The sequence below is a fragment of the Desulfococcus multivorans genome, assembly GCF_001854245.1.
GTDB classification, from domain to species: domain Bacteria; phylum Desulfobacterota; class Desulfobacteria; order Desulfobacterales; family Desulfococcaceae; genus Desulfococcus; species Desulfococcus multivorans.
This window is the reverse complement of the sequence record NZ_CP015381.1, coordinates 1401464-1421358: the sequence shown is the minus strand read 5'-3', so window position 1 is coordinate 1421358 and position 19895 is coordinate 1401464. Positions and strand designations below refer to the sequence as shown.

Annotated in this window: 19 protein-coding genes and 1 tRNA gene; 7 read left to right on the top strand and 13 right to left on the bottom strand. The window is 54.7% G+C overall.

Features of this window, described 5'->3' with window-relative positions; translation table 11 throughout:
• Positions 1 to 26: 26 nt before the first annotated feature.
• The 12 genes from rseP to rho all read right to left on the bottom strand — a co-directional run bounded on the left by rseP (position 27) and on the right by rho (position 10747).
• A complete protein-coding gene (gene rseP / locus dmul_RS06120) occupies positions 27 to 1097 on the bottom strand; it encodes an RIP metalloprotease RseP (protein WP_020876601.1) in 1071 nt (356 codons plus the stop codon).
• Positions 1094 to 2266, bottom strand: coding sequence for a 1-deoxy-D-xylulose-5-phosphate reductoisomerase (locus dmul_RS06115; RefSeq protein ID WP_020876602.1), 1173 nt, complete (start codon positions 2264 to 2266; stop codon positions 1094 to 1096). Before dmul_RS06115 ends, rseP begins: the two co-directional genes overlap by 4 nt.
• A gap of 55 nt (positions 2267 to 2321) precedes the next feature.
• Positions 2322 to 3143 carry a phosphatidate cytidylyltransferase gene (locus dmul_RS06110; protein WP_020876603.1) on the bottom strand — a complete coding sequence of 274 codons (822 nt, stop codon included), beginning with the start codon at positions 3141 to 3143 and terminating at the stop codon, positions 2322 to 2324.
• A 79-nt stretch (positions 3144 to 3222) separates the two neighbouring features.
• Positions 3223 to 3966, bottom strand: a complete 744-nt coding sequence (locus dmul_RS06105; protein WP_040414886.1) for an isoprenyl transferase — start codon at positions 3964 to 3966, stop codon at positions 3223 to 3225.
• Positions 3956 to 4513, bottom strand: a complete 558-nt coding sequence (frr, locus tag dmul_RS06100; RefSeq protein WP_020876605.1) for a ribosome recycling factor — start codon at positions 4511 to 4513, stop codon at positions 3956 to 3958. The genes dmul_RS06105 and frr overlap by 11 nt, the downstream gene beginning before the upstream one ends.
• Positions 4514 to 4781: 268 nt before the next feature.
• The gene (pyrH, locus tag dmul_RS06095) at positions 4782 to 5555 is read right to left on the bottom strand and encodes a UMP kinase (RefSeq protein ID WP_020876606.1); all 774 of its coding nucleotides are present in this window, start codon (positions 5553 to 5555) and stop codon (positions 4782 to 4784) included.
• 6 nt (positions 5556 to 5561) lie between these two features.
• Complete coding sequence (tsf, locus tag dmul_RS06090; protein ID WP_020876607.1) at positions 5562 to 6158, bottom strand: translation elongation factor Ts; 597 nt, start codon at positions 6156 to 6158, stop codon at positions 5562 to 5564.
• A gap of 2 nt (positions 6159 to 6160) precedes the next feature.
• Positions 6161 to 7057, bottom strand: a complete 897-nt coding sequence (gene rpsB / locus dmul_RS06085; protein ID WP_020876608.1) for a 30S ribosomal protein S2 — start codon at positions 7055 to 7057, stop codon at positions 6161 to 6163.
• Between the two features lie 170 nt (positions 7058 to 7227).
• On the bottom strand, positions 7228 to 8133 hold the full coding sequence (prmC, locus tag dmul_RS06080) for a peptide chain release factor N(5)-glutamine methyltransferase (RefSeq protein WP_020876609.1): 906 nt from the start codon (positions 8131 to 8133) through the stop codon (positions 7228 to 7230).
• Entirely contained in the window at positions 8087 to 9187 is a 1101-nt protein-coding gene (gene prfA, locus dmul_RS06075; protein ID WP_040414892.1) for a peptide chain release factor 1, read from the bottom strand. The genes prmC and prfA overlap by 47 nt, the downstream gene beginning before the upstream one ends.
• Positions 9188 to 9251: 64 nt before the next feature.
• Positions 9252 to 9473, bottom strand: a complete 222-nt coding sequence (gene rpmE / locus dmul_RS06070; RefSeq protein WP_020876611.1) for a 50S ribosomal protein L31 — start codon at positions 9471 to 9473, stop codon at positions 9252 to 9254.
• Between the two features lie 26 nt (positions 9474 to 9499).
• Complete coding sequence (gene rho, locus dmul_RS06065; protein ID WP_020876612.1) at positions 9500 to 10747, bottom strand: transcription termination factor Rho; 1248 nt, start codon at positions 10745 to 10747, stop codon at positions 9500 to 9502.
• 476 nt (positions 10748 to 11223) lie between these two features.
• Between rho and dmul_RS06060 the strand changes: the two genes are divergently transcribed.
• On the top strand, positions 11224 to 12708 hold the full coding sequence (locus dmul_RS06060) for a CCA tRNA nucleotidyltransferase (protein WP_020876613.1): 1485 nt from the start codon (positions 11224 to 11226) through the stop codon (positions 12706 to 12708).
• 85 nt (positions 12709 to 12793) lie between these two features.
• Here dmul_RS06060 and adk read toward each other — a convergent pair whose 3' ends face one another.
• Positions 12794 to 13459 (bottom strand): adenylate kinase, encoded by a 666-nt coding sequence (gene adk / locus dmul_RS06055; protein WP_020876614.1) that lies wholly within the window; start codon positions 13457 to 13459, stop codon positions 12794 to 12796.
• A 363-nt stretch (positions 13460 to 13822) separates the two neighbouring features.
• Between adk and rpsU the strand changes: the two genes are divergently transcribed.
• The 6 genes from rpsU (at position 13823) to hemB (ending at position 19831) form a co-directional block, all read left to right on the top strand.
• Positions 13823 to 14029, top strand: a complete 207-nt coding sequence (rpsU, locus tag dmul_RS06050; RefSeq protein WP_144016472.1) for a 30S ribosomal protein S21 — start codon at positions 13823 to 13825, stop codon at positions 14027 to 14029.
• Positions 14030 to 14106: 77 nt separating this feature from the next.
• Complete coding sequence (locus tag dmul_RS06045) at positions 14107 to 15417, top strand: bifunctional folylpolyglutamate synthase/dihydrofolate synthase (protein WP_040414894.1); 1311 nt, start codon at positions 14107 to 14109, stop codon at positions 15415 to 15417.
• 48 nt (positions 15418 to 15465) lie between these two features.
• Positions 15466 to 15541 (top strand) — tRNA-Arg (locus dmul_RS06040).
• Positions 15542 to 15830: 289 nt separating this feature from the next.
• Complete coding sequence (locus tag dmul_RS06035; RefSeq protein ID WP_040414896.1) at positions 15831 to 17603, top strand: AAA family ATPase; 1773 nt, start codon at positions 15831 to 15833, stop codon at positions 17601 to 17603.
• Positions 17604 to 17648: 45 nt separating this feature from the next.
• Complete coding sequence (ahbC, locus tag dmul_RS06030) at positions 17649 to 18839, top strand: 12,18-didecarboxysiroheme deacetylase (protein ID WP_020876618.1); 1191 nt, start codon at positions 17649 to 17651, stop codon at positions 18837 to 18839.
• Positions 18839 to 19831 carry a porphobilinogen synthase gene (gene hemB, locus dmul_RS06025; protein ID WP_020876619.1) on the top strand — a complete coding sequence of 331 codons (993 nt, stop codon included), beginning with the start codon at positions 18839 to 18841 and terminating at the stop codon, positions 19829 to 19831. Before ahbC ends, hemB begins: the two co-directional genes overlap by 1 nt.
• Positions 19832 to 19895 lie beyond the last annotated feature (64 nt).

Genomic DNA, 19895 nt, shown 5'->3' with positions numbered 1-19895 from the left:
ATGTCATGAGAGCTTTGGGGTTAAGGTCAACTCGTTGCAAAAATCCGGGAAAGGTCGTTGTAGAAGACAAATATCATCAACAGGAGCAGGACAAAAATGCCGGCCTGCTGTGCCACCTCCCTCACCCGTCGGTTGACGGGCTTGCCCGTCACGGCCTCGATAAAGAAAAAGACGAGGTGTCCGCCGTCTAGCACCGGAATAGGGAGGAAATTGAGGATGCCGAGATTGATGCTCAAAAGGGCAATGAAGAAGACCAGATTGGTGGCTCCTTCCCGCGCCTGTTCTCCGGCCATCTGGGCGATCATGATCGGCCCGCCCAGGGTCTTGGTGGAGACGACGCCCTGGATAAGCTTGACGATGCTGAGAACGGTGAGGCGGGTGATCTCGTACGTCTTGGCGAAACTTTCGACAACAGCTTGTCCAGGGGTCAGGTCCCGTTGATGCACAACCCCGCCGGAGGTGATGCCGATAATGTACCGCTCGGTCTCCTCGCCAAAAAAATTTTTCATGGTGGTCGTCTGGGGGGTTATGGTCACGGTCCGGCCTTCGTCACCCCGTTGGAAACTTACCGACAACGCCTTTCCACGGCTCTTCGTGATGGCCTCGGCCATTTCTTCCCATGTCGCGATGGGCCGGCCGTCAATGGCGGTGATGCGGTCTCCCTCCCGGAGGCCCGACACCTGGGCCGGGGCGCCTTCGGCGACGGAGCCCACCACCGGTTCCAGGACATACGTACCGGAAACCAGGAAGATGCCGAAAAAAATCAGAAGGGCGAGAATGAGGTTGAACATGGGGCCGGCGGCAACGATCAGGATCCGCTTATAGACCGACTTATGGGTGAACGACAGCGGCATGTCGGCCGGATCGATATCGGCGTCAGGCTCCTCACCCACCATCTTTACGAAACCGCCCAGTGGAATGGCCGAGATGCGATAATCGGTGCGGCCGACAGTTTTCCCCACGATCCGGGGGCCGAACCCCAGAGAGAAAATCTCCACGCCAACGCCGCACAGTCGGGCGACGAGAAAATGTCCTATTTCGTGAAAAAAAACCAGTACGCCCAACACGATGATGAACGCGACAATACTTGTACTCATGGCATCGACCTCCCTATTGCCATAATCCGCTCGGAAGCTGCATGCCTCGCCCACCCGTCGGCATCGAGAATGTCGTCAAGGGAAGGTTGATCCGTCCGGACATGCCGATCCATGACCCAGGCAATCACTTCAGGTATAGCGGTGAAAGAAATCCGCTTCTTCAGAAAGGCCGCCACCGCCGACTCATTGGCGGCATTCAGGACCGCCGGCATTGTTCCCCCGATCTCGCACGCACTGAAGGCCATGTCCAGACAAGGGAACCTGACCCTGTCCGGGGCTTCGAAGGTAAGTGCCCCCAACGCCGTGAAATCGGGCGCCGGCTGTTGAATCGGCAATCGTTCTGGCCAGGACAAGGCATAGGCGATGGCGCCTCTCATATCGGGAATCCCCAGTTGGGCGATCACCGACCCGTCACGGTAGGCGACCATGGAGTGCACGATGCTCTGGGGGTGGACAACGACCTGGATCTGCTCTTCCGATACCCCGAAAAGCCATTTGGCTTCGATAACTTCAAGTCCCTTGTTCATCAATGTCGCCGAATCGATGGTGATCTTCGGGCCCATATCCCAATTGGGATGTTTCAAGGCATCCTCGGGTCTGATCTTCGCAAGCTCCGTCGCCGGCGTCAGACGAAACGGTCCGCCGGATGCCGTCAGAAGGATCTGGGCCAAATCCTCCCGACGCTGGCCCGCCAGCGATTGAAAAATGGCGCTGTGCTCACTGTCTATGGGCCGGACGACCACGCCGTTTTCCGCCGCACGCGCCATGACGAGCGATCCGGCCATGACCAGGGTTTCCTTATTGGCCAGTGCGATATCTTTTTTGGCGGAAATGCCGGCGAGGGTGGGCGAAAGACCCGCAGCCCCCATCATGGCGGCGACGACCATGTCGGTCTCCTCGTTCGCTGCAGCGATCCGGTATCCATCCTCCCCCCAGAAAATCTCCACCCGAACCTCCGGCGGAAGCAGCCGCTTCAGGCGATCCGCGGCATCGCCGTCAAACACCGCCGCAATTTTCGGCCGGAAATATTCAATCTGGCGGGCCAGGCGTTGGACGTTGTCTTTGGCCGTAAGAGCCTCCACCCGAAAGCGCTCCGGAAACATATCGACGATGTTCAGTACGTTGCGGCCGATGGATCCTGTAGATCCCAATATGGATAATCGCTTCATTTCGGTACTCCCGGACCGTCCGGAGTCGCAACCGACATAACGGTACAACTTGAAATCATAATATAAATTTTATAAAAAAATATGCAACCGGAAGGGCAAAAAGCAGTGCATCGATGCGGTCCAGCAAGCCGCCGTGGCCCGGAAGCAGGCTCCCCGAATCCTTGACTCCGGCCGTGCGCTTGAATTCCGATTCGTAGAGATCCCCGATCTGCCCGACGACGCCCAGCACCAGAAATAACACGAGGCTGCCGGCCCATGGAAGTCGGGGAAAGAGCATCAACTTGACGATCGTACCCACGATCAGGTTCCCGGTCAACCCTCCCACGGCGCCTTCGATGGTCTTTCCGGGGCTGACCGACGGACACAACTTGTGACGGCCCCAGTAAGTCCCCGCGTAGAAGGCACCGATATCTCCGGCGAACACGACGGCCAGAATAAAAAAAACCCAACGCATGCCGTCGACCCCGTCCCGAATCCATACGGCGAAGGCCAGCATCAGGGGAATGTAGATCATCCCCTGACTCGACTTCACGACGGTTTCGATAATTCGTGGGTTTGTCTTGAACCGCACCAGAGATATCAGGGCGCATAGGATCAGATGCAGGACAAGAGCGAAGAGGACCGCGTCCATCGAACATGTATGCGCCGTCCAAACCATGACCGGCGCGATCGCGATTCCCACGCTCGGAATGATCCCCCAACCCGGTCTGGGCGGATCGGACAGCGCCGAATCCTCAAAAAGGATTTTGAAGTACTCCCACAGCGAGACGACACTCACGGCGGCGATAAAGAGCGTAAAAAGAGCCCCTCCCGAATAGATCAGGTAGACAAGGAACGGAAGCGCTGCAAGACCGGTGATCCATCTTTTTAAATGCATTGATTGCTCCGGATGAACAGGGCGTATAGGGTTCTCCCGGGATGTCTGCCCGGAACGAAAGCGCAAAATTTTGGAGAGGTCAATCCACCTGGCCGTAACGACGATCTCGGGACTGAAAATCCTTCAGGATCCGGATCAATTCCGCTTCGTTGAAATCCGGCCACAGGGTGCGGGTAAAAAAAAGTTCGGCATAGGCGATCTGCCATAGGAGGAAATTACTGAGGCGCATCTCTCCGCTGGTCCGAATCAAAAGGTCCGGATCCGCCATCCCCGTTGTGTAAAGATGCTCCGCCACGGTACGCTCGGTGATGGCGTCGGCCGTCATGAGACCTGAATCGACCATGCGGGCGATTTGCCTCACCATGCGGGTAATTTCCTCCCGGCCGCCGTAGCTGAGCGCCAGATTGAGCGTCATGCCGTCGTTGTGCCGGGTCAGTTTTTTGACGACATGGATAGACGCTTGCACGTCATCCGGAAGATGCTCCGTCCGGCCGAGGGTGTTGAATCGGATATTGCTGCGGATCAGCTCTTCCTGCTCGGAAACCAGAAATCGCCGCAACAACAGCATCAATGCCCCGACCTCAGTCTTGGGTCGCCCCCAATTCTCCGTGGAAAAAGCGTATAGGGTCAAAATGGAGATACCGAGTTTCCGGCATGCCCGGACCATTTCCCGGACGACATCCGCTCCCTTTTCGTGGCCCTTGATCCGGTTCAACAGCCGTTTTTTTGCCCAGCGACCGTTGCCGTCCATGATCATGGCGATATGACCCGGCATTCTTCCCGGGTCCAGGCCTTGTTCGATCACAAAATCATCAGAACTCAAGGATCTCTTTCTCTTTGTCCTTGTAAATTTCGTCGACATTCCTGACGAATTCGTCGGTGATCTTCTGAATCTGATCCTGGGCCTTGAAGGCATCATCCTCTGAGATATCTCCGTCTTTTTTGAATCCCTTGATCAGCTCGTTGGCGTCTCTTCGAATATTGCGAATGGCGACCTTGGCCTCTTCACAGGTCTTGTTGACAATTTTGACCAATTCTTTCCGCCGTTGTTCGGTAAGAGGAGGAATGGTGATGCGGATCATCTTGCCGTCGTTTGTAGGGGTGAGTCCCAGATCGGATTTCAGGATCGCTTTCTCGATCTCCTTGATGGCGGTGACATCCCACGGCTGGATGGTGATCATTCTGCTTTCGGGTACCGAAAGGGACGCCATTTGGGCCAAGGGTGTAAGGGTACCGTAATAGTCCGCCCTTATACCGTCGAGGAGCGACAGAGACGCACGACCGGTGCGGACCCGCTTCAGATCTGCTTTGAGAGCCTCGATGGATTTTTTCATCCGCTCTCGGGTTTCCTGGTAGGTTGACTCAAGCATAGCGGTTCTCCCAATTCATGTATCGTTGTTCCATGTTTGACGGTTCCGCAAAAAATCCGATAACGCAGTTAAGCGTATCCATGCCTCACGGCATGAGCAATCGTCAATGCACCGCATTCCCTCCCGATCGGCAAACCGTGATCTCGGCCTTGTTCCCAACCGTCTGAAAATCGACGTATCAGGGATGTATCGCGATTCGTGTCCATCCTTCGGGTCGCCTCCCTGACAAGGCCCGACGACGGAGCCGCATCCGGGGCGCATCGGCCTGTCAATGATAACTTTCGGAAACGGCCGCCGTTCGATCGACGCGGTTTTTACCGTCTGTGACATTGTCGATTCTCGATCCGACGGATTCGCCGCAGACAACACGCAACATGCTGCCCTCGTCGCTCAGATTGAAGACCACCAAGGGAAGATCGTTATCCATAGCCAGTGAGATGGCGGTCATATCCATCACCTTGAGTTGCCGCTCCAACACGGACATATAACTGATGTGCTTAATGAAGGCGGCATTTTCGTTGATTGCCGGATCCGAATCGTACAGCCCGTCGACCTTGGTCGCCTTCATCAACATTTCGGCGTGAATCTCCTGAGCCCTCAGAACGGCCGCTGTGTCCGTGGTAAAATAGGGATTTCCCGTACCGGCGGCGAAGATGACGACACGCCCTTTCTCCAGATGCCGGACCGCGCGTCTCAGGATGTAGGGTTCAGCCACCTCGTGCATTGAAATGGCGGTCTGGACTCGGGTCTGGACCCCTGAATGTTCAAGGGCGTCCTGAAGGGCCAGGCTATTGATGACCGTGGCCAGCATCCCCATATGGTCGGCTGAGGCGCGGTCCATATTGTAGGAGCTGGCGGCAATCCCCCTGAAGATGTTTCCGCCGCCGACGACGACGGCCACCTCGCACCCGATGTCGGTAATCGATCGGATTTCACGGGCAACGTACTTGATCATCGACGGAGAAATGCCGAAGCCCTGATCGCCCATCAGGGCTTCGCCGCTCAATTTCAGCAGGATTCGTTTGTATCTTGGCGTCGTCAAAATAAATTATTCCCCCAATTGAAATCGGGCAAATCGTTTGATGACAATATTCTCACCGGTCTTCGCGATCACCTCGTTGAGATAATCGGCAACGGTGACCTCGGGATTTTTTACATAGGCCTGATTCATGAGGCAGACGTCCTTGAGGAACTTGGCGAGTTTTCCTTCAATGATCTTTTCCACGACCGATTCGGGTTTTCCGGTTTCCAGAGCCTGGGCGCGGTAGATCTCCTTCTCCCGAGCCAGCAGGTCCGCGGGGACGTCGTCGGGAACAATGCCTGCCGGGTTGGTGGCGGCGATATGCATAGCGATATTTCTGGCAAACGTCTTGAAGTCATCGGTTTTCGCCACGAAGTCGGTCTCGCAGTTGACCTCGACCATGACGCCCATCTTGCCGCCCATGTGAATATACGCTTCGATGACGCCTTCACTCATGGCGCGACCCGCCCTTTTCTGAGCCGTAGCCAGTCCTTTTTTGCGCAAAAAGTCGACGGCTTTGTCCATATCGGCACCGCACTCGCCAAGGGCCTCCTTACAGTCCATAATACCGGCTCCGGTTCTTTCACGGAGCTGCTTCACCATTGCTGCGCTGATCTCTGCCATCGTTATTCTCCTGTGCCCTCTGCAACATTTTCTGCGTCAACATTATCGGTATCGGTGGTTTCCGAGGCCGTTCGCTTGATGATCTCCACAACCGGCCCGTCGGTACCGTCGGAGATCACTTTTCTCTCTCCCGGCTTCAAATCGGCGCTGGCAACCGTGACTTCGGGAAGATCTTCCTCGATCTCCTCAGCCTGGGCCATCTGTTTCTCCGAAAAGAGTTCCCTCCCCTCCAGACAAGCATCGGCCATTTTGGACGTAATCAGACGAATGGCCCGGATGGCGTCATCATTCCCGGGAATAATGTAATCGATCTCGTCGGGGTCACAGTTGGTATCGACTATGGCGATGGTGGGAATGCCCAAACGCTTCGCTTCCTTCACGGCGATGGCTTCGTTCTTGGGATCCACGATGAACAGCGCGCCCGGCAAGCGCGTCATGTTCCGGATCCCCCCCAAATTGTTGTCCAGTTTGAGTCGTTCCTTACCCAGTCGAAGCCGTTCTTTCTTGGTATAGAGATTGCTCATCTCTTCGTCGTTCAGGATGTCGTTCAGATGATTCAGGCGATCGATACTCTGCTTGATGGTCTGGAAATTGGTCATCATACCGCCCAACCAACGATTGTAGACATAAAACATTTCAGCGCGGTTGGCCTCTTCGTATATGGCGTCACGCGCCTGTTTCTTCGTTCCGACGAAAAGGATCGACTCGCCGTCGGCAACCGTGTCCCGGATAAAGTCGTAGGCCGTCCTGAACATCCGGACCGTCTTCTGAAGGTCTATAATATAGATCCCGTTTCTGGCACCGAAAATATAGGGTTTCATTTTCGGGTTCCATCGTTTGGTCTGATGACCGAAGTGAACGCCTGCCTCCAGCAGTTCCTTCATCGTAACATACGCCATAATTGAATTCTCCCTTAATGTTGGTTTTTCCACCGCCTCTTTCTTCCCCGGCACCGACTTTCACACAAAAAAGCACCCGATACCCGGTCCAGAGGCGTGCGATTTCAAATCAAAATAGTTTAACAAACTTAATTTTATTCCGCAACTTTTTTTTGGACCCCGAAAGCCCCTCATTTGCGCAGCAGACGGACGACACGATCATGTCCGCTGTAATCCCGGATAAAATCGAGTTGAACGTACGTCGAATGCTCTCCCGCCAGGCTCTCGATGTCCGCCTTCTGGTCATATCCGATCTCGAGCAGAAGATACCCACCCGATCTGAGATAGTGGTGGGCACGCCCAATGATGGCACGAATCGACGTCAGTCCGTCCGCACCGCCGTCCAGCGCGCCGCGGGGTTCATACCGGGCCACCTCCGGCTGAAGACGGTCGATTTCAGCCGTCGGGATATAAGGCGGGTTGGACAGGATCATATCGAAGTGCAATCCTTGCGGACGCAGGCATGCGAACCAGTCGCCGCAAAAAAAACGGATCCGCGGCTCCAGGCTGAAACGCCGGGCATTCCGCCGGGCGACTGCAATCGCTCTTAAGGATCGGTCCGTTGCGGTGAATACCGCTTTCTTGAGTTCGGCCGCCAGTGCCAGCACTACGGCCCCTGAGCCCGTGCCGAGTTCGAGAATTCCGGTCGGCGCCCCCTGGTGTTCGCCGGGGCCTGACGACAACGTTGCAAGAGCTGTCTCAACCAGGCACTCGGTTTCAGGACGCGGGATCAGCACGTCCGGTGTAACCGCGATGGGCATGGACCAGAACTCCCTCTCCCCAACGATGTAAGCGACCGGTTCCCGACGAACCCGCCGGCGTATCGTAGCCTTGAACCGGGATAGCTCGGCGGGGATCAAGGGTTGGTCATACCGAATATACAGGTCAATCCGCTTGACCCCCAACACATGCGCAAGGAGAATCTCCGCAGAGGCCCTGGGGTTTTCAACGTTATGGGATGTAAAATAAGACGTCGTCCACTTGAGGATGTTAAGAATGGTCCACGGCGGCGCTTCGGTCTGCTTCGGATTCGGCATGCTGCAATGCCTGGGTCTGGTAGTAGGTTATCAATTCATCGATCACCACGTCGAGATCCCCCTGCAGAATCGTCTCGAGTTTGTAGAGGGTGAGCCCGATCCGGTGATCCGTTACGCGTCCTTGTGGGAAGTTGTACGTCCGGATGCGCTCGCTTCGGTCGCCGCTCCCGATCTGGCTTTTTCGTTCCTCGGATCGCTTTTCCTGCTGCTCCCGAACCATCCTGTCGAGAAGTCGTGCCCGCAGAACCTTGAGCGCCTTGTTCTTGTTCTTGAGTTGAGACTTCTCGTCCTGACAGGTCACCACCAGTCCCGTGGGCAGGTGGGTCAGTCGAACGGCGGAGTCGGTGGTGTTCACGGATTGGCCGCCGGGACCTGTCGAACGATAGACATCCACCTTAATCTCATTGGGGTCGATCTGGACGTCCACCTCTTCGGCCTCGGGCAACACCGCCACGGTGACCGCAGAGGTATGAATCCTTCCCTGGGTCTCCGTTTCGGGGACGCGCTGAACGCGATGGGTGCCGCTCTCGTATTTGAGCCGGCTGTAGACGCCCTTGCCCTTGATCAGCGCGATCACCTCCTTGAGTCCGCCGACACCCGTGGTGTGATGGCTCAACACCTCGATCCGCCACCGGTTGTTTTCAGCATATCGATCGTACATCCGATATAGATCCGCTGCGAAAAGTCCGGCCTCCTCACCCCCCGTACCCGCCCGGATTTCAATGATCACGTTTTTGTCGTCACTCGGGTCCTTGGGAATCAAAAGTTTTTTGAGAGCCGTTTCGGTCTGCTCTTTTTTCCGGTTAAGCAGCTGTATCTCGTCGCGGGCCAACTCCTTGATTTCCGGATCAGCGTCTTTCAGGAGTTCCATGCTGTCGTTAAGATCCGCCAGCGTTTTCCTGTATTCCCTGTACACGGTGACGATCTTGTCGAGGTCGGAATGCTCTCGCATATATTTTTGATAGGCATCCCTGTCCTGAACGATCTTTGAATCGCTCAAGAGCGCCTCAACTTCCATGAACCGCGCCTCTATTCCTTCCAATCTGTCAAACATAAGATATCCGGCAGGCTGTGCATCCCGACTGCGAATGCCTCAGAAAGTTACCCCACAAAACGGTTTACTTGCCTTCCTTCGCCTGATTGAACTTCTCGTATTTTCTTCTGAAACGTTCGATCCGACCGGCCGTATCCACGAGCTTCTGCTTACCCGTAAAGAACGGATGGCACTGGGAGCAGATTTCAACGGTGATATCCGATTTGGTCGATCCCACGTTCATGACGTATCCACAGGCACACTTGATTTCCGTCTGTCGATATTCGGGATGTAGGTCTTTTTTCATTTCGATTCCAGCCTCCTGTAGGTTCTTTAAGTATTCATTGCCTCTAGAAACTCTTTATTATTACCCGTACCCTGCATTTTTTCAAGTAAAAATTCGAGGCTGTCCACAGGATTCAGGGATGACAACAATTTCCGCAGAATCCAGACACGGTTCAAGGTGTCCTTATCCATAAGGAGTTCCTCCTTTCGGGTACCCGACTTTTTGATGTCGATGGCCGGGAACAATCGCTTGTCGGCCAAGCGCCGGTCCAATTGAAGCTCCATGTTTCCGGTGCCTTTGAATTCTTCGAAGATCACCTCGTCCATTCGGCTCCCCGTATCGATAAGCGCCGTGGCGATGATGGTCAAGCTTCCACCTTCCTCGATATTTCGGGCCGCGCCAAAGAATCGTTTAGGCCGCTGCAGGGCATTGGAGTCGACGCCGCCGGAAAGGATCTTGCCGCTGGGGGGAACTACGGAATTGTAAGCCCTCGCCAGGCGCGTGATGCTGTCCAGAAGGATGACGACATTTTTCTTGTGCTCCACCAGCCGTTTGGCCTTGTCGATGACCATCTCGGCCACCTGGACATGCCGCTCCGCCGGTTCGTCAAAGGTCGAACTGATCACCTCGCCCTTGACGGACCGCTGCATATCGGTCACTTCTTCGGGTCGCTCGTCGATCAGAAGGACAAACAAATCGATTTCCTTGTGGTTGGCGGTGATGCTGTTGGCGATGAACTGAAGCAGCATGGTCTTGCCGGATCTTGGCGGAGAGACGATAAGTCCGCGCTGACCGAACCCGATGGGCGTCATCAGGTCCATAATCCGGGTGGAATAGTTTTCGGGATCATGCTCGAGATTGATCTTGCGGTTGGGATAAAGTGGGGTCAGGTTGTCAAAAAGAATCTTTTCCCGCGCGATCTCGGGATCTTCATAGTTGATGGCTTCGACCTTCAATAGCGCAAAGTAGCGTTCGGATTCCTTGGGCTGACGAATCTGTCCGGACACCGTGTCTCCCGTCCGCAGATTGAAGCGGCGAATCTGGGAGGGAGAGACATATATATCGTCGGGCCCCGGGAGATAGTTGTAGTTTGGCGCCCTCAGGAAACCAAAACCGTCCGGCAGAATCTCCAGGGTGCCCTCTCCGTAAATCAAGCCGTTTTTTTCAATCTGCGCCTGCAATAAAGCGAAGATCAGCTCCTGCTTTCGCATCCCGGCGGCCCCTTCGATCTTGAAGTCTCTGGCCATCTGCGTCAGCTCGTTAATTTTTTTTTCCTTGAGTTCAGTGATATTCATCAGGCATTACCCCGTGTAAAACGTTAATGGAATGATATATGGAATAGGTATGTTTCTGGGCGAGAGTCCGGCTTGCAAGCCCGGTTCACCCGTTTTTTTTCGCTTTTGGGTGTACGTGGACGACAAAACTGCTTAAATTAGGCGCACTTGAGAGTTACGCCACGCCACGCCGCCGGCACTGGCATGGGACACACATAAATTTTAGATGGTTTCCATGGTGTTAAGGAGAAATCTGGATGTTTTGTAATTAAGGTCTATGGTTGAAGATTTAAGGTGTTTTCTCCAGGGCGGGTGTGCCGTAATCGATTAACGATTATACAATGCCGCCATGCCTGTCAAGATTTTTCGGCATGGAAAGCGCGACTTTTTAAAGGTTCCGGCAAGGCGCGCCATCAACGGTGTCGACGAATGCGTCACGGCACGCGGCATTGCCCCTCACGAACAAATCTTTTATGCAATCTTTCAGCAGGATCGGAATGTTTTTCGATATGATGCCGTTCGACAACTTGCACGATATCCCGGGAGCGGAAAACGCCTACCTTGTGGGTGGATGCGTCCGGGATCGCCTTATCGGGCTTCGCCCGCAGGATTTTGACATTGCAGCACCCCCCCCTGTTCGGGATTTCGCCGAACATATCGCCCGCAGGATCGGCGGTCATTGTGTCGAACTGGGGAAACCGGGTCGACAGGTCATTCGGATCGTTTCCGGCAGGCCCCAGGTAGATGTGGCGCCCATTAACGGCCCCTCCATCGAAAGCGATCTCGCCAAAAGGGATTTCACCATAAATGCACTGGCCCGGCGTCTCTCATCAGGAGAAATTATCGACTGCACCGGGGGAATACGGGACCTTGAACAAAAAATAATCCGTATGGTGTCGGACCAGTCCTTCATAGCGGATCCTCTTCGCCTGCTTCGGACCTACCGACTGGCCGCGATTCTCAATTTCAGGATCGATACCGCAACGTCCGCCGCCGTTGCGAGACATGCCGATAAGATCCGGAATGTAGCCGGCGAACGAATCCGCCTCGAACTTTTCAAGCTTCTGGAAGTCGAGAACGCCTGTCTCCGGCTCGAGCAGATGTCGCGGGAAAGGCTCCTTTTTGCCGTCATTCCGGAGCTCGAACCGTTGGTCGGCTGTCTTCAGAACCGGCACCACGCATTCGACGCCTGGATCCATACGCTGAAGGTCGTCGAGGAGATGGAGGCGATTCTGAACCGCCCCCCCAGGCTTTTGTCGGCGGCCGACTCGCCTGCGCTTTCGGCCTGCCTCAAAGGCGGCATACCGGTACTGCTCAAAATATCCGCCCTCCTCCATGATATCGGCAAGCCCGCCACTCGAAAAATCATCCACACGAAAGGACCGGTGTTTTACGGTCACCACGAAACAGGCGCCGAAATGGCGGAGGCCGTCTCGGCTCGACTCAGATTTTCAGTCCATGAGACTCGGATCGTGACCCAGATCATCCGTCATCACCTTGGACCGCTCCGACTATGGATCCAAGCCGAAAAAGGGGCCCTTTCCCGAAAGGCCGTCACGCGATTCTTCATGCGATGCGAGACCCTGACCCCGCTCATCCTGTTGCACGCCCTGGCGGATCATCGGGGCAAGCGCCCCCGGGGGACACTGCCGGAAGATGATTTTTCACGCTTCATCCTGAACCTGTTGACAGCGTATTTTACAGAGTATCAGGAAAGAAAAAACCGGCGCCCCCTGCTGACCGGTCACGACCTGATTTCGGAATTCGATCTCAAGCCCGGCCCTGATTTCAAATTCATCCTGAATCGCGTCGAAGCAGCAAGGCTTTCCGGCGAGGCGGTCACCCGCGAAAACGGCCTGGAAATCGTATCGGAGCTTCTAAAAACATGCATCGGAGACCGTCAACCCGGTATAGATACACCGTCCGGCCGAACAAAGACGGGATTGCCGCACAAAAAAAGGGGCGGCGACCGTCCCGGTTGAACTCCCGGGAGCCGGCCTCCGCCCCGAATGCATACGACCGGCGTGAGACGACACGCTGCCGCCTCACGCCGAGACGAGGAATCCTCTATTTGTTCAATGCATCGAGCGCGCCGAAAATCGCGTCTCGGATTTCTTCTACCTTGCCGACACCTTCTATGCGAATGTGCTTCGGGGCACCCGCTTCGCCGGAGGCGGCCCAGTTCTTGTAATAGGCAACCAGGGGTTCGGTCTGTTGATGATAGACCTCCAGGCGTTTTCGGACGGTCTCTTCCTTGTCGTCATCCCGCTGGACCAAAGGCTCCCCGGTGACGTCATCCTTTCCCTCAACCTTCGGGGGATTGAAAACAACGTGATAGGTCCGACCGCTGGCCAGATGCGCGCGGCGGCCGCTCATCCGTTTGATGATCTCTTCATCCGGAACATCGATCTCCACCACGGCATCAATGGGAACGCCCGCAGCTTTCATGGCATCTGCCTGAGGAATCGTTCGGGGAAATCCATCAAAGAGAAATCCTTTCCGGCAATCGGACTCTTTAATGCGCTCTTTAACCAGACCGATGATTACATCATCGGGAACCAGTCCGCCGGAATCCATGAATCCTTTGGCTTTTTTGCCCAGATCCGTCCCGGCCTTGACGGCCGCACGAAGCATATCTCCGGTGGAGATTTGGGGAATCTGGTATTTCTCTTTGATGTAATTCGCCTGTGTGCCCTTGCCCGCACCGGGGCCTCCCAACAGAATCAGCCGCATAAGCATCTCCTCCTTTTAAGTTACCCGTCCATTGTTCGTCAGGGGTTACCGGATCTTTGAAGCCCTTCGCCCTGTCGATCGGCAGGGGATGGCGCCGTTCAAAAACCATTGCCTGGAAGTCTATAGCAGAGGAAATATGACCGAAAGCGGATAATGTGTCAAGATATAATGTTAATCCGCATCCTGGCCGCATCGGGTCTTTGATGATTCCCGAAACGCGGGATGTGTTTTTTTCTTGCAAAAATCATAATTCCCGGATAATATAATTTGATTAATGATTAACATCGGTTTATAGCCGTCGTTTGAAAATAACGAAATGATACATACCCGTGAAAACCGATGGTAAAAAGGGGGCGAGACAATTTGAAGGCTATCGAAGTTAAAGTCTATGACAACGACCTTGAAAAAGCCATGCGCATTCTGAAGAAAAAGATTCAGAATGACGGCCTTTTCAAGCGGCTCAAGCTGAAGAAAAGCTACGAAAAACCGAGTGAATACCGGCGACGCAAGCAACGAGAAGCCCTGAGGCGTCAACGTATTGCCGCCGCCAAAAAGCGTTACGGCAGATAAACAGCGCCATTGAAGCATGCCCGGAAGATCGTCCCCGATCTTCCGGGCTTTTGCGTCAATCGGGCCACGGCATTGAGATGACAGAGAGTGATCGTTATTCAGCGTGTCTCAAGACCATGTTTGGTCTCAGAAGATTCGGAATCAAACTCGGCCTTGAAACCATTCAGGACATCCTCACAGCCCTCGGCAATCCCCAGGACCGCTACAAAGTGATCCACGTCGCCGGCACCAACGGCAAAGGCTCCGTCGCCTCCGCGCTGGCAAATATCCTGACAACGGCGGGGTACAAAGCCGGACTCTACACTTCGCCACACCTCGTCCGATTCAACGAGCGCATCAGCATCGACGGGCGTCCCATCGCGGATGAAGACGTCGTTCGAGCCTATAAGCGCGTTCGGGAGGTTCATAAGGGCGATCGGCAACCCACCTTCTTTGAATTCACGACAGCCATGGCCTTTTACGAATTCGGCCGACAAAACGTCGACTGGGCGGTTGTCGAGACGGGAATGGGCGGGCGTCTTGACGCCACCAACGTAGTGCGCCCCGAGCTTTCCATCATTACCAATATCTCCATCGAACACCCGGAATATCTTGGCGAGACAATTCCGCAGATCGCTGCCGAAAAAGCAGGAATCATCAAGACCGGAATCCCCGTCGTCACCGGTGTCGACCAGGCGGAAGCCGTCGTCGTTATCACACAGGCAGCGGCTGCCAAGGAAGCGCCGCTTTACCGATTGAACGTCGATTTCCACGTCGAACCGGAAGTCGGCGGAGAATTCACCCATGTCGGCATCGATAACACCTGGCGCCATATGCGGACCGGGCTGGCGGGCAGGTACCAGCTCGACAATGCGGCCATGGTATTGGCCGGTTGCGAACTCCTCGCCCGACGCCACCCTCGCCTCAGCCGGGAAACCGTTCGCGAAGGGCTTGGCCGGAACCGATGGCCGGGGAGACTGGAAATCGTCTCGACGGCGCCTTTCGTCATCATCGACGGCGCCCACAATCTCGCGGCGGCGCGAAACCTGGCCACGTTTCTGCGCGAGGAATTACGCACCAGGGACCTGACTCTGGTGGTCGGGATCCTCGCCGACAAACCCTACAAAGAGATGCTTCAGGAATTGGTGCCGCTCTGCCGGAAAATCATTTTGACGACACCCAGGATTCACCGGGCGCTTCCAGTGGAAACTCTCCATGAATACGTCCGGACCCTGACGTCGGATATTACGGTCATTCCCGACGTCGGCGAGGCTGTCAAGCATGCCATGTCCAATGCCGCCGACAATGACGCCGTTTGCATCGCCGGATCCCTTTATGTGGTCGGTGAGGCAAAAGCCTACCTTGAAACCCAGGGGATTCCCTCTTTCCAGCGAAAAACCGGACATTGATTTTTCAAACTTGACTAACGCTTTTCAGTTGGCTATAAGACCCCTTACGCGCCCGTAGCTCAGTGGATAGAGCGTCAGCCTCCGGAGCTGAAAGCCGCTGGTTCGAACCCAGCCGGGCGTACCACCCATCTCGCTGCGTCATTCGCCGTTACTTCCGCCCCCGGCGCTCAACCACCTCAAAGCAAGCCAAAGCAAGATTGATTCCCCGGCGGCAACCCAGACATCTTTCAACTTTATCCTCAAGGTTTCGATTCTCGACTGCTCCCGACAGTTGACGGTACGGGAAGACGCTTCGCAATTGTCTTGATCCGGCATTACTTTTGAATTGCATCCGGAGGGTTCACCGAAACCGACGCAAGACGAACCTCGGCAATCTTGCATCCATGGGCAGGTATGATTACTATACAGAGACTATGAAATCAGATAAAGAATATAATGGGAAGATTCCGGACCCCAAAGAAATAGAAAAGGAAATCGGGGAATTTTTATCCAAAAAATTCGGGGGAGAAGTCAGGATCATCTCTCCGGCCGGAAAGCCTCAAGACAGTCCCGCCGAGGAAAAACGCTCGCGGCAGACGCGGCGGATCAACTTCGAGCTCAAACCCGAAGAATTGATCGCCTACCTGGATCAGTTCATCGTCAGGCAGGAAGAGGCCAAGGCCATTCTCGCGACGAAAATCTGCACACACTTCAACCGCATCAAGCATGCCGAATCTCATCCTGAGGATCAGGAACTTCTGGTGGGCCGAATCAAGAACAATGTTTTGATGATCGGCCCCACAGGCGTCGGCAAAACCTATATGATCAAGCTGATCGCCAAAAAGCTGGGCGTACCCTTTGTGAAGGGGGATGCGACCAAATTCAGTGAGACCGGCTATGTCGGCGGAGATGTTGAAGATCTTGTGAGAGATCTCGTGAGAGAGGCCAATGACGACATTGAACTTGCCCAATACGGCATCATCTATATCGACGAGATCGACAAGATTGCCTCAAGCCGGAACATTGTCGGCGCCGATGTGTCGAGAACGGGTGTTCAGCGCGCACTGCTCAAGCCCATGGAGGAGACCGACGTCGACCTCAAGGTTCCCCATGATCCCATTTCCATGTTTCAGGAACTCGAGCGGTTTCGGAAAACGGGTAAGCGGGAAAAGCAATCCGTCAATACCAAAAACATCTTGTTTATCATGAGCGGTGCCTTCGCCGATCTCGCCGAGATCATCAACCGGCGGGTGACGCGCCAGGAGATTGGGTTCGGCTCCCAGGTCAAAGGATCCCAATCTACAGACGAATTACTGCGGCAAGTAAGGTCCGAAGACCTTATCCAATTCGGCTTTGAATCGGAGTTCGTTGGCCGTTTGCCGGTGCATGCCGTCCTTGAGCATCTGAACGAGGCGGACCTGCTGGAAATTCTCAAGAACCCCAACAACCCGGTCATTCTGGGCAAGAAACTCGATTTTGCGGCCTACGGCATCCAGGTGAAGTTTTCAGAAGGCGCCCTCGCACTTCTGGCGAAACAGGCCTACACGGAAAAAACGGGAGCCAGAGGGTTGGTGAGCGCCGTTGAGAAGGCGCTTCTCCCCTTCGAGAAAGTGCTGCCTTCTACGACGATCGGCATTCTGCCGGTGACCGAAGCCTTGATTCAGAACCCCAAAGCATTGCTGGACGACATGATTCATGCAGCCGGCGATCCGGCCGGCTCGTCAGCCGTTTCATCTTTGAAGGCCGCTTTCGACCAACTGGTTGTAGCGGAAAGACGAACGATCCAAAACTATATCGACACCAATCAAAAATACCTGTCCCACAAGCACAATCTCACGCTGACGCCCTCGCGAACGGCTATCTTCGCCCATTATTACAGCAAGAATACGTTGGACGTCGAACGCATTTTCAAGAAAATGAAGCTTTACTCGGATGAGATCAAAAACGCTGAGCTCTCCTTTTACAAACAGCATGACATCAACATAGTCCTGGAGGAAGATGCCATCGACTTTCTCATGGAGAAATTGATCAACGGAGAGATACAACTTCCAGAGCTCCGCGATCGGCTCAACAAGGATTTCGAGTTGGGCCTGAAACTCGTGCGGGAGAAGACCGGAAAAAAACGTTTCTTTATCAACCAGGATGCGTTAAGATTTCCGGAAGACTACATCGCCGGTCTCCTGAAGCAGAGGCTGACGATACCATAGAGCGCTATTTTGATTCAACCTCTACCAGACAAGGCAAAAAATTCGATGATAGGAATCTCCAAACTTTATTGCGGAACAGTGGAGCCCTCGGATGCCATTCGTTACGGACGTCATTCCGGAAAGCTGCCTTCCCACCTGCTCCAATTTTCCATCGATAAAAAACCGGTCGTCGTGTGGAATACCACCCGTCGATGCAACCTGAAATGTATTCATTGTTATGCCCACGCCAAGGACATCCCCTTTGAAAACGAGCTCTCCACCGATGAAGGAAAGGCGCTTATAGACGATCTTGCCGATTTTGGCGTTCCGGTCATTCTCTTCTCCGGAGGCGAGCCTCTGGTGCGCAAGGATCTTCCGGATCTGGCCGGATATGCCGTCGAGAAGGGCATTCGGGCGGTAATCTCCACCAACGGAACACTCATTACCCCTGAAAAAGCGAAAATTCTGAAAGAGATCGGATTATCATACGTAGGCGTCAGTCTTGACGGCATGGAAGAGATTCACGACCGGTTCAGAGGAATGAAGGGGGCTTTTCAAAAGGCCATGTCCGGCATCCGCAGTTGTCAAGACGTCGGCATCAAGGTCGGTCTTCGCTTTACCATCAACAAGTTCAACGTGGGTGAAATCCCGGCGATTTTCGACCTTCTGGAGGAAAAAGAGATTCCCCGGATCTGCTTTTATCATCTGGTTTACGCCGGCCGCGGCTCAGAACTGGTCAAGGATGACTTGAGTCACGAGGAAACCCGAAGAGCCGTGGACGTCATCATACAGCGGACCAAGGATCTTTACGACCGGGGCATCGAAAAAGAGGTCCTCACCGTGGACAATCACGCCGACGGTCCGTATCTCTACCTGAAGATGCTGCGGGAACAACCGGAACGCGCGAACGAGGTGCTTGAACTTCTCAAGATGAACGAAGGCAACAGCTCCGGAAGGGGGTTCGGTTGCATCAGTTGGGACGGTGAAGTTCACGCAGATCAGTTCTGGCGTCATCACAGCTTCGGCAATGTCCGAAATCGCCCCTTCTCGGAAATATGGACGGATGAGTCCGAGCCGCTCATGAAAAAACTGAAGGACAAGAAGCGCTATGTAAAAGGCCGTTGCGCCGACTGCAACTGGCTCAACATCTGTGCGGGGAATTTCAGGGTCCGCGCCGAAGCGGTGTACGACGACGTATGGGCCCCCGATCCGGCTTGCTACCTCACCGACGAAGAAATCGCCAAGGAGGCTGACTGATGCTCTTCCCTGATTATCGCCCCCGGCGACTCCGCCGAAACGAAGCTTTTCGCCGCATGATCAGAGAAACCCGTCTCTCGGTGGACGACCTGATTCTACCGCTGTTCGCCATCGGCGGAAAAGGTGTAAAAAACCCCATCCCTTCCATGCCGGGGCACTTTCAACTCTCCGTCGACAATATTGTCAAAACCGCCCGGGAGGCCTATGAGTTGGGAATTCCGGCCATCATTCTCTTCGGTCTCCCGGACAAAAAGGATCCCCTGGGCACCCAGGCCTACGCCAAAAACGGCATCGTGCAGAAAACCGTCCGCGAGATCAAAAACAAACTGCCGGACCTGATGGTCATCACCGATGTCTGCCTGTGTGAGTATACCGATCACGGTCATTGCGGCATTGTCGAGGGAAATATCGTCGATAACGACGCCACCTTGGATCTCCTGGCACGTACCGCACTTTCTCACGTCCAATCGGGAGCGGACATGGTCGCCCCCTCGGACATGATGGACGGCCGCGTTACCGAAATCCGAAACGTGCTGGACGATAACGGCTTGAGCCACGTGCCCATCATGTCATACGCCGTCAAATACTGCTCGGCTTACTACGGACCATTTCGTGAAGCTGCCGATTCCGCTCCCCGGTTCGGCGACCGCAAGACCTACCAGATGGACCCGGCCAACGCGCTGGAGGCCATCCGGGAAGTCAGCATGGATGTGGAGGAGGGCGCCGACATCGTTATGGTCAAACCCGCCCTTTCCTATCTGGACATCATCCACCGTGTTCGGGAGGAGGTGGACCTGCCGGTCGCCGCCTACAACGTCAGCGGCGAATTCGCCATGATCAAGGCAGCGGAAAAAATGGGTTGGATCGACGGCGAGCGCGTGATGATGGAAACCCTGATGAGCATCAAGCGGGCCGGAGCCGATATCATTCTGACCTATTTCGCCATGGAGGCCGCCAAAATCCTCCGAAATGACTCGATGAAGGCGTCCTGACAACCATCGAAGACGCTTCGACCTGAAACATGATTTTTCCCGGGATTCAACATTCCGGAATTTG